The sequence below is a fragment of the Enterococcus sp. AMC1157 genome, from assembly GCF_058216555.1.
The window spans coordinates 663,088-678,813 of the sequence record NZ_CM177099.1; the positions used below are offsets into that span (position 1 = coordinate 663,088).

Sequence of the window (15,726 nt, forward strand, 5' to 3'; positions counted from 1 at the left end):
GGTTCTCCTCCTATTCTAGTTAAGCTTTTAATTCTAATATAGTATCTCGCAAAGTCGCTGCTTTTTCAAAATCTAACGCTTTAGCAGCCTCTCTCATTTCTTGTTCTAACTTAATTAAAAGAAGTTCTTTTTCTTCTTTTGATAAATCTTCATAAGAATCTACTTTATAATCTCCGACCTCTTCAGCTACTTTAGAAATTGAGATCAAGTCGCGAATTTCTTTGATAATTGTTTTTGGTACAATACCGTGTTTTTGATTGTATTCTTCTTGAATGCTTCGACGACGAGAGGTTTCATCAATTGCTTTTTGCATAGAGTCAGTCATCTTATCTGCATACATGATAACTTTCCCTTCAGAATTACGAGCCGCTCGTCCAATTGTTTGGACTAAGGATCGTTCACTTCGCAAGAAACCTTCTTTGTCAGCATCCAAAATGGCTACCAATGAAACTTCTGGAACATCCAAACCTTCTCTAAGTAAATTAATCCCAACAAGGACATCAAATTCTCCTAAACGTAAGTCACGAATAATTTCTGTTCTCTCTAAAGTTTTGATATCACTGTGAAGATACTTCACCTTAATACCAAGTTCCTTAAAGTAATCTGTTAAATCTTCAGACATTTTTTTAGTCAGCGTTGTAACAAAAACTCGTTCATTTTTGTCTACTCGTTCATTGATTTCTCCTACCAAATCATCAATTTGTCCCATAATTGGACGAACTTCAATTAACGGATCCAATAAACCAGTCGGTCGAATAATTTGTTGTACAACAATATCTGTTTGTTCATATTCATAAGGTCCTGGTGTTGCGGAAACATAAATAATTTGATTTACATGTTTTTCGAACTCTTCTAATCGTAATGGACGATTATCTAAAGCTGAGGGTAGGCGAAAACCATAGTCCACTAACATTTGTTTTCTCGCACGGTCTCCATTATACATTCCTCTGACTTGAGGCATCGTTACATGGGATTCATCGATAACAATTAAGTAATCTTCTGGGAAAAAATCAAGTAAAGTATAAGGTGGTTCCCCTTCTTTACGTCCATCCATATGTCGTGAATAATTTTCAATTCCTGAAGTGTAGCCCATCTCTCTAAGCATTTCGATATCGTAATTTGTTCTCTGTTCTAAACGCTGAGCTTCTAATAACTGGTTATTTGTTCTCAGTACTGATAAGCGCATATCTAATTCTTCTTGGATAGAATTGATCGCATGTTCTAAATGATCCCCATCTGTCATAAAGTGAGTGGCTGGAAAAATCGAAACATATTCTGTGTCCATCAAAATTTCTCCAGTTAATGCATCAACTTCTCGAATACGCTCGATTTCATCTCCAAAAAACTCAATACGAAGGGCACGCTCATCTCTGGATGCTGGGAAAATCTCTACAACATCTCCTCTTACTCGGAAACGCCCCCGCTGAAAATCAATATCGTTTCGCTCAAATTGAATATCAATTAAACGACGTAATAACTCATCACGACTAATTTCCATCTCTGGTCGCAAAGAAACCATACTTTTTTGATACTCCATGGGTGAACCCAAACCAAAGATACAAGAAACAGAAGCCACAACAATCACATCGTTACGTTCAAGTAATGCACTGGTCGCTGAATGTCGCAATTTATCAATCTCATCATTGATACTTGAATCTTTTTCTATATAGGTATCACTAGATGGAACATAAGCTTCAGGTTGATAATAATCGTAATAACTAACAAAATATTCAACTGAATTATTAGGAAAGAATTCTTTAAACTCTCCATATAATTGTCCCGCCAATGTCTTGTTATGGGCAATAATTAAAGTCGCTTTATTTGTATTTTGGATGACATTAGAAATCGTATAGGTTTTCCCGGTTCCTGTTGCTCCTAAAAGAATTTGCGCTTTTTTGTTTTCTAACACACCTTCAGTCAGTTCTTGAATGGCTGCTGGTTGATCTCCAGCAGGTTGATACTTTGAAACTAATTCAAACTGATGAGAAGTATCACGTTCAATCATCGAATAGTCCCCTCTTTCTTTGTTTCAAATTTAAACTTTATTTATTCTGCTTATTTATTTTAACACACCGAACATACTTTCGCTATTTATTCTATCTGGACGCAAAAAATCTTTCTAAAAAGGCGAACATTGTCACATTTTGTAACATAGACTGTTTCAATATTATAGTTTATTCAGTAAATTTCAACCAAATCCTTGCTTATACCTGAAACTTTGATATATAATTTTGTAATGTCTGAGACTTAGGAGGAATTATTACATGAAAAGAAAAAAAGCGTTCATTTCATTTTTTTCATTATTGATGGCTTTGTTTTTCTTTACAGGAAAAACAGTAGCTGCAGAAGAGACAACTTATCGAATTGGGACAGATACAACCTTCGCCCCATTTGAGTTTCTAAATGAAAACAATGAATATGTGGGAATCGATATCGACTTGTTACATGCGATTGCCGATGACCAGGGATTTGCTGTTGATTTGCGTCCTCTTGGTTTTGATTCATCAATTCAAGGTGTACAATCAAATCAATTAGATGGTATGATTGCGGGAATGAGTATTACGGAAGAAAGAAAACTTAGCTTTGATTTCTCCGAACCTTATTTCGATAGCGGAATCCAAATGGCCGTAAGAGCTTCTGATGAGGAAATTCAATCCTTAGAAGACTTAGCTGGAAAAACTGTTGGTGCGAAAGTCGGAACGGAAAGTGCTACTTTCTTAGAAGCAAATAAAAAGGAATATGATTATAGTATTAAGAATTATGATGATGCTACTGGTTTATATGGTTCTATTAAAAATGGAACATTAGATGCTATTTTTGATGATTATCCCGTTCTTGGTTACGCAATTAATCAAGGTGAAGAATTAAAACTTGTAGGTGAACCTCAAGCAGGAAACTCTTATGGATTTGCTGTTAAAAAAGGTGAAAACCAAGAACTACTTGAAATGTTTAATGTTGGTTTACAAAAATTAAAAGATTCTGGTGAATACGAAGAAATCGTTGCTCGTTATATTACCTCAGGAGCTGACGAGTCTGAAGCCGGAGAAATGAAAAAAGTCGAGCCAGTCAAAGATTTATATATCATTGCTAGTGATTCTGCTTTTGCTCCTTTCGAATTTCAAAATGAAGACAACGTTTATGTCGGTATTGATGTTGATTTAATGATGCGTGCAGCTGAAATGCAAGGCTTCAATGTCCGTTTAAATCATATTGGTTTCTCTGGAGCTGTTCAAGCAGTTGAAGGCAATCAAGCAGATGGTATGATTGCTGGAATGACTATTACAGACCAACGAAAAGAAACCTTTGACTTCTCAACACCTTACTTTGAAAGTGGGATTCAACTTGCGGTTAAAGCAGGTAACACTGAGATTACTTCATATGAAGATTTAGAAAACAAAGCGGTTGGTGCTAAAGTTGGAACAGAAAGTGCTGACTTTTTAGAACAACACAAAGAAGAATATGGTCTAAATATTAAATATTATGATGCTGCTGATCAACTTTATGATGCTGTACGTGTTGGTGCGGTAGATGCAATTATGGATGACTATCCTGTACTTGGATATGCAATTCTTCAAGGACAAGAATTAGAAACACCAATCGAACGTGAAACTGGTGGATTATATGGATTTGCCGTTAAAAAAGGACAAAATCCTGAGTTAATTGAAATGTTTAATGAAGCTTTAGCTGAAATGAAACGTACCGGAGAATATGATGAAATTTTAGATACCTATATTCAAGATGGTAAAACTGAGAGTCGAGTTGACGAATCAACTCTATCTGGTTTAATTAGCAATAACTACAAAATCTTGCTAACTGGTTTAGGCAAAACTATTGTATTGGCTTTAGTATCCTTTGCTCTTGCGCTAATTGTTGGGGTTATTTTCGGACTGTTTAGTGTAGCTCCTATCAAAGGCCTACGAGTTTTCGCTTCCCTATATGTAGATATTATTCGAGGAATTCCAATGATGGTACTTGCCTTCTTTATCTTCTTCGGACTATCTGATGCAATCGGAATAACCATTCCCGATTTCGCTGCAGGGGTGATTACTTTAACTCTAAACGCAAGTGCTTATATTGCTGAAATTGTTCGTGGAGGGATTAATGCCGTTCCACCTGGCCAAATGGAAGCTGCTCGAAGTCTTGGTTTAACCTATAATCGTACAATGCAAAAAATTGTTTTACCTCAAGCGATTAAAATTATGATCCCATCTTTCGTTAACCAGTTTGTTATCTCACTGAAAGATACAACAATTATTTCTGTTATCGGTGTTGTTGAATTACTACAAACAGGTAAAATCATTGTTGCAAGAACGATGCAATCAACTTATGTTTACTTAATTATCGCGATTATGTATTTAATCGTAATTACAGCTTTAACAAAACTTGCTAAAGTACTAGAAAAGAAGGTGAAATAGAATGAAAGAAAAAATTCTAGTAGAAAATCTAGTAAAGAAATTTGGAGACAATACTGTTTTAAACAATATTAACACTTCAATTCATGAAGGTGATGTTGTCTGTATCATTGGTCCTTCTGGATCAGGAAAATCTACGTTTCTTCGATGCTTAAATCTTTTAGAGGAAGCAACTAGTGGTGATATTATTGTTGATGGTGCTCATTTGATGGATAAAAATACCAACATTAACCAAATTCGTCAACATATTGGTATGGTATTCCAACATTTTAACTTGTTCCCTCACCTATCTGTTTTAGAAAATATCACTTTAGCACCGATGGATCTAAAAGGAGCGACTAAACAAGAGGCGGAAGCACAAGCTATTAAATTACTTGATACAGTTGGTCTAGCTGATAAAAAAGATAGTTACCCAAGAAGCTTATCAGGTGGTCAAAAACAGCGTGTAGCAATTGCTAGAGCATTAGCAATGAATCCTGATATTATGTTGTTTGACGAACCTACATCAGCCCTTGACCCTGAAATGGTTGGGGATGTATTGAACGTTATGAAAAAATTAGCTAAACAAGGGATGACAATGGTCATCGTAACCCACGAAATGGGCTTCGCAAAAGAAGTAGCTAATCGTGTAATGTTCATCGATGGTGGAAACTTTCTTGAAGATGGTACACCAGATCAAATCTTTAGCAATCCTCAAAATGAAAGAACCAAAGATTTCTTAGATAAAGTATTGAATATTTAATAAAAATGGAACCTTAACTCGAGTGAGAAAATCACTTTTGTTAAGGTTCCTTTGCTTTTTTAGTTTAACGAATCAGATTAATCAAGATAAACATATTCTAGTTCAGCTTCTGGATCAATTGCTCCAATAATATTATTATAAAAATTTTCAGCAGATTCTCTTAAAATATCTGTATAATCATCAATATACTGTTGTTGCGCTTCTAAACCTAAAATTTGATTAATCATTTCAGTTTGGTCAATATCCGGAGTAAACATACTAAACATGTCATTATCTTCTACTGCTACTTCAAAAGTTGGTGTGCTAAAGCCAATAAAAATAAATGGAGGAATTTCAATTGTATACTTCTTTTCATCGATTTGTTCAATTGTTGTATTCTTCCCATCAATCCCTAATTTTGTGGTAAACTCCCCCTTAATATAAGTTACTTTTTGTGTTCCCAAAATATTTTTGTTAAAAAACATAGCTGTATTTTTTTGATCATATATATCAGCTATCCCAAAACTTAATAAAGCAATTTCCTTTTCTTGTTTTAACGATTTAACAACTTGTGTACTATTTGTTTCTTTGCTCGAAGAAAAAACAGGTGGAATAATATTTAATTTAGTCCTAACTCCCCATAAAAAAACAATTCCCAATACCATAACTGCTAATAAGGGGTATCCTTTTAAACGGAATTTGAATTTTCTTCTTACTTTTTTATCTCTTATTTCTTCTCTTCCATTTGCCGTAATACGGTTTTCTCCTCAAAATTTTGTATTCTATGTAATTGAGTTAATCATACACTCCCTTATAGTTTTAGACAACTGATTTTTAACAAAAAAACAGAAATCCCACAAAAGCAGAATTTCTGTTATACGTATCTATTTCTTTTTGCCACCAAAAGCATCTTTCATTTTATCGAAAAAACCTTCTGGCTGTTGTTCAGTAGTGTGTTGTCCACTAACTTTCGCAAATTGACGCAAGGCATCTTTTTGTTCATCGCTTAAGTTTCTTGGCGTGATAATCTTCACTGTTACCTGTTGATCACCATTACCAGTTCCACGTAGACGAGGTGCACCTTTTCCGCGAAGACGGAATTTCGTACCTGTTTGTGTCCCTGCTGGCACTTTAAGTTTGACATCGCCATGAACAGTTGGAACATTAATTTCGTCCCCTAAAGCTGCTTGAACGAAATTCAATGGTAATTCGTAGTAAATTTCAGACCCATCTCGGTCAAAGATATCACTTTCTTCAACATAAAAGACAACATACAAATCGCCATAAGGGCCGCCGTTTTTACCAGCTTCACCTTGGCCAGCTAAACGCATTTGTTGTCCATTTTCAACACCTGCTGGTACGTTTACTTTTACGCTATGTGTCTTCTTCTCGTGACCAGTGCCATGACAAGTTTCACATACATCTTTAATTTCTTTCCCTGTTCCGCGACAAACATCACAAGTTTGGCGACTCATTACACGGCCTAATGGTGTTTGACGTTCAACATTAACGCTTCCTGAACCATGACATTTATGACAAGTTTCTGGTTGTGTTCCAGCTTTTGCCCCATTCCCGCCACAAGTATGACACGTTTCATCGCGTTTGTAGGAAACATTTTTCTCAACACCAAAAATGGCTTCATCAAATTTTAAATTGATTGAGTACTGTAAATCTTCCCCTTGACGTGGCGCATTCGGATTAACCGTGCGTCCTCCACCTCCACCAAAGAACGACTCAAAAATATCTTCAAAACCACTAAAACCACCAGCACCAGAAAATCCACCATTAAAGCCACCGAAACCTCCACCGGCTCCTCCATAGTTCGGATCTGTTCCAGCATGACCGTATTGATCATAAGCTGCTCGTTTTTGTGGATCACTTAAAATCTCATAAGCTTCAGAAACTTCTTTAAACTTATTTTCTGCATCCGCTTCTTTGTTAATGTCTGGATGGTATTTTTTGGAAAGCTTTCGATACGCTTTTTTGATTTCATCCTCCGAAGCCCCTTTTTGTAACCCTAAGACTTCGTAATAATCACGTTTTGTTGCCATTGGCTTCCCTCCATATTTCTTACTTTAACAGTCTTTCGTATTTTATCATAAAAACGAAAGAAGAAACATTATTTTAAAAAAAATATTTCATCGAATAACCATCTAAATTTATCGATGTTTATCATTAAACAGTAGAAAAAGCCAAAGTGCAAGACTTTGGCTTTTTCACAAACAACGAATTAGTCGTTATCCACTTCTTCAAAATCTGCATCAACCACATCATCTGCTCCACCCTGAGCAGCATTTGGATCTTGTTCTGCTTGTTGTTGAGCGGCTTGTTCATACAATTTAACTGTTAGATTTTGTACGATTTCATTTAAAGCATCACGTTTAGTTTTCATTTCTTCGATGTTATTTGCTTCAACTGCTGCTTTTAATTCATCGCGAGCATCTTCAGCTTTTTTCACTTCATCTGCGTCAACTTTGCCTTCTAATTCTTTCAATGTTTTATCAACACTGAATAATAGAGCATCTACATCGTTACGCAAATCAACTTCTTCTTTACGAGCTTTATCTGCTTCCGCATTTGCTTCGGCATCTTTGACCATACGTTCGATTTCATCATCAGATAAACCTGAAGAAGATTTAATAGTGATTGTTTGTTCTTTTTGAGTACCCAGATCTTTTGCAGAAACATTAACGATACCGTTCTTATCGATATCAAATGTTACTTCAATTTGAGGGATACCACGAGGTGCAGCAGGAATATCTGTTAATTGGAATCTTCCTAATGTTTTGTTATCTGCAGCCATTGGGCGTTCACCTTGTAATACATGAATATCTACGGCTGGTTGATTATCCGCTGCTGTAGAAAATACTTGAGATTTGCTTGTTGGGATTGTTGTATTACGGTCAATTAATTTAGTAAATACGCCACCCATAGTTTCAATACCTAATGAAAGTGGTGTTACGTCTAGTAAAACAACGTCTTTTACATCACCAGTAATAACTCCACCTTGAATTGCAGCACCCATTGCTACTACTTCATCAGGGTTTACAGATTTGTTTGGTTCTTTGCCTGTTTCTTTACGTACTGCATCTACAACTGCAGGAATACGTGTAGAACCACCAACTAGGATAACTTCGTCGATTTCTGATTGAGAAACACCCGCATCTTTTAATGCTTGACGCAATGGTACTTTTGTACGCTCTACTAAATCTGATGTTAATTCATCAAATTTCGCACGAGATAATGTCATTTCTAAATGCAATGGTCCAGCTTCTCCAGCAGTGATAAATGGTAAGCTAATTTGTGTACTAGTTACACCAGATAAATCTTTTTTCGCTTTTTCAGCAGCGTCTTTTAGACGTTGTACCGCCATTTTATCTTTGCTTAAATCAATTCCATTTTCTTTTTTGAATTCAGCAACCATATGATCGATGATTTTGTTATCAAAGTCATCCCCACCTAAATTATTGTCACCAGCTGTTGATAATACATCAAATACGCCATCACCTAATTCAAGGATAGATACGTCAAATGTACCACCACCAAGGTCAAATACTAAAACTTTTTCGTCTTTATCTGTTTTATCTAAACCATATGCTAATGCTGCTGCAGTTGGTTCATTAACGATACGTTCAACTTCTAAACCAGCAATTTTACCTGCATCTTTAGTTGCTTGACGTTGAGAATCATTAAAGTAAGCTGGTACAGTAATAACCGCTTTTTCTACTGATTCACCTAAATAATCTTCAGCAAATCCTTTAATGTATTGTAAAATCATCGCTGAAATTTCTTGAGGAGTATAAGATTTACCTTCTACTTCTACTTTATAACCAGCTTCACCAATGTGACGTTTAATAGATGAAATAGTATTTGGGTTAGTTACCGCTTGACGTTTAGCAACTTCACCAACTTGGATTTCACCATTTTTGAAAGAAACGACAGATGGTGTTGTACGATTTCCTTCTGGATTTGTAATAATTTTTGCTTCGCCGCCTTCTAATACAGAAACAGCTGAATTTGTTGTACCTAAGTCAATACCAATAATTTTGCTCATGTTAAAGCACTCCTTTATCTTTATGTTTTATCTTTTTTCAATGAAATAACTTATTCTATTGTGCAACAATAACCATACTAGGTCTTAGTACACGATCTTGTAGTTGATAGCCTTTTTGTAAGACTTCAACAATAGTGTCTGATGGATGCTCTTCTGAAGCTGGCATCGTTTGAACTGCTTGATGTAAATTAGGATCAAAGTATTCTCCCATTGCTGGAATTTCTTCAATTCCTTCTTCTTTCAAGCTGTGGCGTAGGCTATCTAAAACCATTTCCACCCCTTTTTTCAAATTCATACTTTGCTCATCCGTCACTTCTGATTGCAACGCACGTTCTAGGTTATCAATCGCTGGTAGCAATTTTTTACCTAAATCTTGTGAGCGGTATTTTTGTAGCATTTCCCGTTCGTTACGGTTGCGGTTTGTAATATTAGCAATCTCCGCACGAGCTCTCAAAAACTTATCTTCCATTTCATTTAATTGAGCTTTTAATTCCTCAACCTCAGAAACAGCTGATGTTTCTTCTACAGTCGTTTCTTCCGTAAGTTCTTCAACTTCTTCAGAAACTTTTTCTTTTTCTGACAACGGACTAACTTCCTTTCTATAATAAAATCTATCTATTCAATTAACTACTAACTCTACGAATCTAATGATCGATAATAGTCAGCTAGTGTTAAAGCTAATTCTTGTCGGAACACATCAATCAAACCAAACATTTTTGAATATGGCATACTAGTCGGACCTAGTAAAGCAATAACGCCATCACCATGCCCTTCAATATCATAACTGGCTTGAATTATGCTCATGTTATTAAGTCTTTCGTCCCCAAGCTCTGAGCCTATTCTAATTTTGATGGCCCCATCTCGTGGTGCTAATAATTGATTCAAGTTCTCACTGTTTTTCATAAAAGAATACATTGACTTGAACCGTTCTACGTCCTGATTTTGTTCAAAATCTAGCAGATTCATACGACCACCTACAAAAACTTTGTCTTCAAAGATATGATTTAACATACCATCAAATAAATCCAGCACTCCATCAGTTGTTTGGAAATACTTATGAAGAATCATAGGAATTTCTGTTCGTAAACGATGGTAAACCGTTAGTAATGGTTGTCCAATCAATTTTTCATTGATAATTCGAACCATTTTTTCCAAATCTTCACTACTTAGATATTTTGGAATCGTAAAAATTTGGTTTTCGACATTCCCTTTATCTGTGACAATAATTGCTATCACTTGTCGATTATTCAAAGGAACAATTCTAAAACCAGTTAATTTTCTTTCTTTCACATCCGGTCCCAAAGAAATGGCAGTATAGCTTGTCAATGTTGATAAAATATTTGCTGATTGTTGAATAATCTCATTGATTTCGTGAAACTCCATATTAAAGGAGTGTCGAATCAAGTGAATCTCTTCTCGATTAATTTGAGAAGGCGTCAACAGATGATCCACATAATAACGGTAACCAGTAATTGATGGTACTCGACCGGAAGATGAATGAGTTTTCGCAAGAAATCCATACTCTTCAAGAGTTTTCATTTCATTGCGAATTGTTGCAGAACTTGCTTCAATCCCATCCTCCATTAATTTTTTCGAGCCAACTGGCTGACCTAAATTTGTGTAATTTTGGATGATTAGACGTAAGATATTTTCTTGTCTTTCTGTTAACAAATTTATCACCTCTTAGAATTAGCACTCTTTACACCTAAGTGCTAATACGATTATAAATATACCACATCTAGCAGAGATGTCAAGAGGAAACACTCAAAAATTAGCACTCCTTAGATAAGAGTGCTAATCGAATTATTATATGATTCCTTCCGAGTTATTCTTCTTTGCTAAGTAAATATTTATAACTTAAATCCATACCAAAAGCACCAAACGGAGCAGTAATAAGGATTGCTAGAACTGAAACAGTTAAAATTAACTCCCCAGAAGTTAGACCTAACGCTAATGGGATAGAACCGATTGCCGCCTGCACAGTGGCTTTTGGTGAATAAGCAATTAAACAAAATAATTGTTCTTTAGCACTTAATTGCGTTCCCATAAGACTAACATACACGCCTAACATTCGTATAATTAATGCGAGTAACACGACGAGAATTGGGAGCCAACCTTCGGAAAAAGTAAAAGAAACATTAACAGAAGCTCCTACCAATGTGAATAAAAACATTTCCCCAGGAATCCATAATTTATTATATATTTTTGCAATGTTATTTGATTCCAAGGGTAGTTGTCTGAATAAAATAATTGCCATCGCCATAACTGCAAGTATTCCTGAAAAAGGTAAATTGATAAAAATAGCTTCAATACTTACCAATCCCAAAGAAATACTTAACATAATCAGCACTTGTATTATAGGGATGAGATTACTTCTTTTAAATACCGTTGCCAGTACATAACCACTTAACACTCCAACGACAATTCCACTCACGATAGAGACAGGAATATCTAGCAACGACAAAACATGAAATTGTCCACTTTGAAGCAGAGCTAAAAAAGAGTAAAATAAAACTAATCCATAAATATCATCTACTGAAGATCCAGCTAATAACAATTGAGGAATTCTTTTTTGTGTCCCATATTTTTCTTGAATTAGCGTGATCATTCTAGGAACGACTACCGCCGGGGATACTGCCCCTAATATTGCTCCCAACAAAGCTGCTTCCAGTATTGAAATTCCCAAAAAAATGGGTGCAAAGATCATTGTTCCAATAATTTCAAATGTAGCAGGTAAAAAACTTAACAACACTGCCGGTCTGCCTACTTTTTTTAAATCTTTGAGATTTAACGATAATCCCGCTCGCGTCAAAATAATAATTAAAATAATTTGTCTAATATCTGCTGAAATAGCTAAAATAGTCGAATCTAAAAGATTAAATCCTGATGGTCCCAAAATAATTCCTAAAATAATAAAACCAACTAAACTGGGAATTTTACTTTTTTTACATATTTGATCTATCACAACTCCTAAAAATAGAATCAATCCAATACTAACTAACATTTTTATCCACCTATCATTTTTAGAATTTTGAACACAAAAAAGCCTACTACACACAAAAATCCATTTAGCGTACGAAAGTACACCAAATAAACTCTTGTATATAGTAGGCGTCATCAGCCATTTCTGGCGGTTATAGGGGAACACCATCCCTATCCCATTAATCATACCATTTTTAGAATTTCTGAACAACTGGAATTTTTCTCAACTACTATAAAATATTAATCCTCTTTACTATCCAAATGAACGACCTCCTACTAATCCTACAGAAGAAAATAAAGCCTATAAAGACGGCGTACTTCTTTCACCTCAACTTTACTTTTTTGAATTTGGAACTATTAAAAATAAATAGTAACAATATGATTTATTTATTTGAATACTTTGTGTTACACTGTGTGTCGGAGGTTACACAGATGACTGAAAATAAAAGAAAAACATCCGCATATATCCACATTCCTTTTTGTGAACATATCTGTTATTATTGCGATTTTAACAAGGTATTTCTAGAAGGACAACCTGTTGATGAATACATTCAGCTACTATTAAAAGAGATTGAATTGACTACTCAACAACACCCTGTAGATATTGCTGAAACAATTTACATTGGTGGGGGTACACCCACTTCCTTATCAGCAAACCAACTAGATACCCTGTTAGCGGGTATTCACCGTTTAATGCCAACAAATACAACGAAAGAGTTCACTGTTGAAGCCAATCCTGGAGATTTAACAGAAGACAAATTACAAGTGATGAAAAATCACGGAATTAATCGTCTTTCGATGGGCGTACAGACCTTTAATAATCGCCTATTAAAAAAAATCGGTCGTAAACATACTGCTGAAGATGTTTACGAGACCGTTCGCTTATTAGAAAAAAATCAATTTGATAATGTGAGTATTGATTTAATTTATGCCTTGCCCGGACAAACATTGGAAGATTTCCGTGATACACTACATCGAGCAATCGATTTAGGTCTCCCTCACTATTCCATGTATTCTCTTATTTTAGAAAATAAAACCATGTTTATGAATTGGGTTCGTCAAGGTCGTTTAGAACTTCCTTCCCAAGAAGTGGAAACCAGAATGTTCGAAGAAGCCATTGAAGCCATGGCAAAAGCTGGGCATCAACAATATGAGATTAGTAACTTTGCAACACCTGGTAAAGAATCTCAACATAATTTAGTTTATTGGAATAATGAAAATTATTATGGTTTTGGCGCAGGCGCTAGCGGTTATTTAGGAAATACTCGTTACAAAAATTTTGGACCAATCCAACATTATCTACGCCCTCTTCGAGAAAATCATTTACCAACTGCAGAAACAGAAGAACTATCTCTGAAAAATCAAATGGAAGAAGAAATGTTTTTAGGTTTAAGAAAACTGAAAGGTATCTCTCAAAAAAAATTCTCAGAAAAATTTAATATTGATTTTATGGAGATATATGGTCCTTTTCTCCCAGAACTCATTCAAAACAAATGGTTAATAGTGGATAATGATTGTGTTCGTCTTACTCAAAAAGGATTATTTGTTGGAAACGAGGTTTTTGAAAAATTTTTACTGCCAAAAAACTAGGCTTAACTCTTTAATCTTGCTATACTAGACAAAATCAATCCAATAAGGAGTCACTTTATGATTACAACTATTTTTTTCGATTTAGATGATACACTTTTATGGGATAAACAAAGTATTAAAGTAGCCTTTGTAGAAACTTGTAAATTAGTAAAAAATTTAGACACAGAGCAACTGGAAATGGCCGTTCGTCAAGAAGCCACCAAACTCTACCAAAGTTATCCAACCTATCCTTTCACTCAAATGATAGGAATCAATCCCTTCGAGGGCCTTTGGGGTACTTTTAACGATAGTGGGAAAATATTTCAGGAGATGTACCAATTAATGCCTGATTACCAAAAAATGGCTTGGAGTAACGGTTTAAAAGCTTGTGGAATTGACAATCCAGCCTTAGGAGAAACGTTAGCAGAAAAATTTGTCCTAAATCGTCAAAAATATCCATTTGTCTATGAAGAAACTTTCCAAGTTCTAGACAAATTGAAAGGAAATTATCAGCTGCTTTTATTGACAAATGGCTCTCCTTCTTTACAACAACTAAAATTAACGATTACCCCTGAAATCAAAACCTATTTCGATCATATTGTGATTTCCGGAGATGTAGGTTATGGAAAACCTGATCCTAAAATTTTTGAATTTGCTCTAAATAAAGCTAATGTTTTACCTGAGGAAGTTATCATGGTTGGTGATAATTTAATGACTGATATATTAGGTGCGAATCACTCTGAAATTAAAAATATTTGGATTAATCATCACGGAATTATTCCGGAAAAAGTCTTACCTACCTATGAAGTTTCTTCATTAAAGGAAATTCTACCTATAGTAGATGCTCATAAATAATACTCAATTTATGAATTGCTTTGCCTTGCTTATGCCTACCTAAATTTAGTTAAGGAGAGGATGCGTATCAAAAATCTCAGAAAATGGCTTCTTCGAATAATAGTAATTGGCTCTTTAATTTATACTTATCCCATTTGGAAAGAACCCTTGCTAGCAACGTTCTCTTTTACACAACATTATTTTTCTGAATTAACAAACTCTTCCGAATCAGAAACAAGCTATTCGAAAGAAACTGTATCTGAATCTGAAACTAGGGTACCTCCTAGCAAGTCACAAACCTTTTCAATTGCTAACATTGGAATTGGTGATAATCGAGTAACAGTTGAAGAGCTAAATGGTACCGAAAAAGCTAGCTACCAAAATGAATATGGTACTTTTTGGTCTACTTACCATCAGAATTATCAAGATTTTTTTATGGTTGCCTATGATCAGAACCAAACAGTACAGGCACTCTATACAAATCAAGCATTACTGTCCTCAACCACTGAGATTTCATTTGAAACAACCAAAGGAAACATCCGTTCTATCTTAGGCGAACCGGAAACAGCAATTCGCAAAGGTTTTGTTAATTACTTACTTGACAGTAAAGGGGAATATGATGTCTTCCATCTCGACAATTACTACATTACTTTTTTCTATGATTTACACGAAAACGAAAAAATTACTGCAGTTCAACTAATTAATGATGCACTTGAGCTGAGTAAAGATTATTTATATGTAACTTCATCCGAACACTTAGCAGATGATTTTGCAAGAACTCTTTTTGATTTGACAAATGCTAGTCGTGCGAAGAGAAACCTTTCTATTTTGGAATGGTCCGATACAGCAAGTCTTACAGCTCTAGCGCATAGTCAAGATATGGCAACAAATGATTTTTTTGACCATACCAACCTTGATGGACAATCGCCCTTTGACCGCATGGTAGCCGATGGAATTTTTTACCAACTTGCCGGAGAAAATTTAGCTTACGGCCAAACAAGTAGCATTTTTGCCCATCAAGGTTTATTAAATTCCGAAGGGCATCGAAAAAATATCTTGTATCCTGACTTTTCCAATCTAGGAGTTGGTGTCAGTTTTAACAGTGAAGAGCATCCTTATTTTACAGAACTATTTTATCAATGAAAAAGCGACCA

12 protein-coding genes and 1 riboswitch are annotated in these 15,726 nt (G+C 35.1%); of the genes, 5 read left to right on the plus strand and 7 right to left on the minus strand.

The window, feature by feature from the left end:
* Positions 1-19 precede the first annotated feature (19 nt).
* Entirely contained in the window at positions 20-2,005 is a 1,986-nt protein-coding gene (uvrB, locus tag AC4BBX_RS03245; protein WP_490455040.1) for an excinuclease ABC subunit UvrB, read from the minus strand.
* A gap of 259 nt (positions 2,006-2,264) precedes the next feature.
* Between uvrB and AC4BBX_RS03250 the strand changes: the two genes are divergently transcribed.
* Entirely contained in the window at positions 2,265-4,415 is a 2,151-nt protein-coding gene (locus tag AC4BBX_RS03250) for an amino acid ABC transporter substrate-binding protein/permease (RefSeq protein ID WP_490455041.1), read from the plus strand.
* 1 nt (position 4,416) lies between these two features.
* Positions 4,417-5,154 carry an amino acid ABC transporter ATP-binding protein gene (locus AC4BBX_RS03255; protein ID WP_490455042.1) on the plus strand — a complete coding sequence of 246 codons (738 nt, stop codon included), beginning with the start codon at positions 4,417-4,419 and terminating at the stop codon, positions 5,152-5,154.
* 77 nt (positions 5,155-5,231) lie between these two features.
* Here AC4BBX_RS03255 and AC4BBX_RS03260 read toward each other — a convergent pair whose 3' ends face one another.
* From AC4BBX_RS03260 to AC4BBX_RS03285, 6 genes are all read right to left on the minus strand, one after another.
* A complete protein-coding gene (locus AC4BBX_RS03260; RefSeq protein WP_490455043.1) occupies positions 5,232-5,792 on the minus strand; it encodes a hypothetical protein in 561 nt (186 codons plus the stop codon).
* A gap of 225 nt (positions 5,793-6,017) precedes the next feature.
* Positions 6,018-7,184, minus strand: coding sequence for a molecular chaperone DnaJ (gene dnaJ, locus AC4BBX_RS03265; RefSeq protein ID WP_490455044.1), 1,167 nt, complete (start codon positions 7,182-7,184; stop codon positions 6,018-6,020).
* A 179-nt stretch (positions 7,185-7,363) separates the two neighbouring features.
* Positions 7,364-9,187 carry a molecular chaperone DnaK gene (gene dnaK, locus AC4BBX_RS03270; protein ID WP_490455045.1) on the minus strand — a complete coding sequence of 608 codons (1,824 nt, stop codon included), beginning with the start codon at positions 9,185-9,187 and terminating at the stop codon, positions 7,364-7,366.
* A 55-nt stretch (positions 9,188-9,242) separates the two neighbouring features.
* A complete protein-coding gene (grpE, locus tag AC4BBX_RS03275) occupies positions 9,243-9,770 on the minus strand; it encodes a nucleotide exchange factor GrpE (protein ID WP_490455046.1) in 528 nt (175 codons plus the stop codon).
* Between the two features lie 53 nt (positions 9,771-9,823).
* A complete protein-coding gene (gene hrcA / locus AC4BBX_RS03280; protein ID WP_490455047.1) occupies positions 9,824-10,858 on the minus strand; it encodes a heat-inducible transcriptional repressor HrcA in 1,035 nt (344 codons plus the stop codon).
* A 154-nt stretch (positions 10,859-11,012) separates the two neighbouring features.
* Complete coding sequence (locus AC4BBX_RS03285) at positions 11,013-12,191, minus strand: cation:proton antiporter (protein WP_490455048.1); 1,179 nt, start codon at positions 12,189-12,191, stop codon at positions 11,013-11,015.
* Positions 12,192-12,288: 97 nt separating this feature from the next.
* Positions 12,289-12,351: riboswitch (Fluoride riboswitch) on the minus strand.
* A gap of 250 nt (positions 12,352-12,601) precedes the next feature.
* Between AC4BBX_RS03285 and hemW the strand changes: the two genes are divergently transcribed.
* From hemW to AC4BBX_RS03300, 3 genes are read left to right on the plus strand one after another with little or no spacing between them, the layout of a single operon-like run.
* A complete protein-coding gene (gene hemW, locus AC4BBX_RS03290; RefSeq protein WP_490455049.1) occupies positions 12,602-13,759 on the plus strand; it encodes a radical SAM family heme chaperone HemW in 1,158 nt (385 codons plus the stop codon).
* A gap of 57 nt (positions 13,760-13,816) precedes the next feature.
* Complete coding sequence (locus tag AC4BBX_RS03295) at positions 13,817-14,593, plus strand: HAD family hydrolase (RefSeq protein WP_490455050.1); 777 nt, start codon at positions 13,817-13,819, stop codon at positions 14,591-14,593.
* A 60-nt stretch (positions 14,594-14,653) separates the two neighbouring features.
* Positions 14,654-15,715, plus strand: a complete 1,062-nt coding sequence (locus tag AC4BBX_RS03300; protein ID WP_490455051.1) for a CAP domain-containing protein — start codon at positions 14,654-14,656, stop codon at positions 15,713-15,715.
* Positions 15,716-15,726 lie beyond the last annotated feature (11 nt).

Bases quoted from the DNA above. Each gene is read 5' to 3' on its own strand.
- uvrB (WP_490455040.1), bottom strand. From the start codon at position 2,005: ATGATTGAACGTGATACTTCTCATCAGTTTGAATTAGTTTCAAAGTAT.
- AC4BBX_RS03250 (WP_490455041.1), top strand. From the start codon at position 2,265: ATGAAAAGAAAAAAAGCGTTCATTTCATTTTTTTCATTATTGATGGCT.
- AC4BBX_RS03255 (WP_490455042.1), top strand. From the start codon at position 4,417: ATGAAAGAAAAAATTCTAGTAGAAAATCTAGTAAAGAAATTTGGAGAC.
- dnaJ (WP_490455044.1), bottom strand. From the start codon at position 7,184: ATGGCAACAAAACGTGATTATTACGAAGTCTTAGGGTTACAAAAAGGG.
- dnaK (WP_490455045.1), bottom strand. From the start codon at position 9,187: ATGAGCAAAATTATTGGTATTGACTTAGGTACAACAAATTCAGCTGTT.
- AC4BBX_RS03285 (WP_490455048.1), bottom strand. From the start codon at position 12,191: ATGTTAGTTAGTATTGGATTGATTCTATTTTTAGGAGTTGTGATAGAT.
- hemW (WP_490455049.1), top strand. From the start codon at position 12,602: ATGACTGAAAATAAAAGAAAAACATCCGCATATATCCACATTCCTTTT.
- AC4BBX_RS03295 (WP_490455050.1), top strand. From the start codon at position 13,817: ATGATTACAACTATTTTTTTCGATTTAGATGATACACTTTTATGGGAT.
- AC4BBX_RS03300 (WP_490455051.1), top strand. From the start codon at position 14,654: ATGCGTATCAAAAATCTCAGAAAATGGCTTCTTCGAATAATAGTAATT.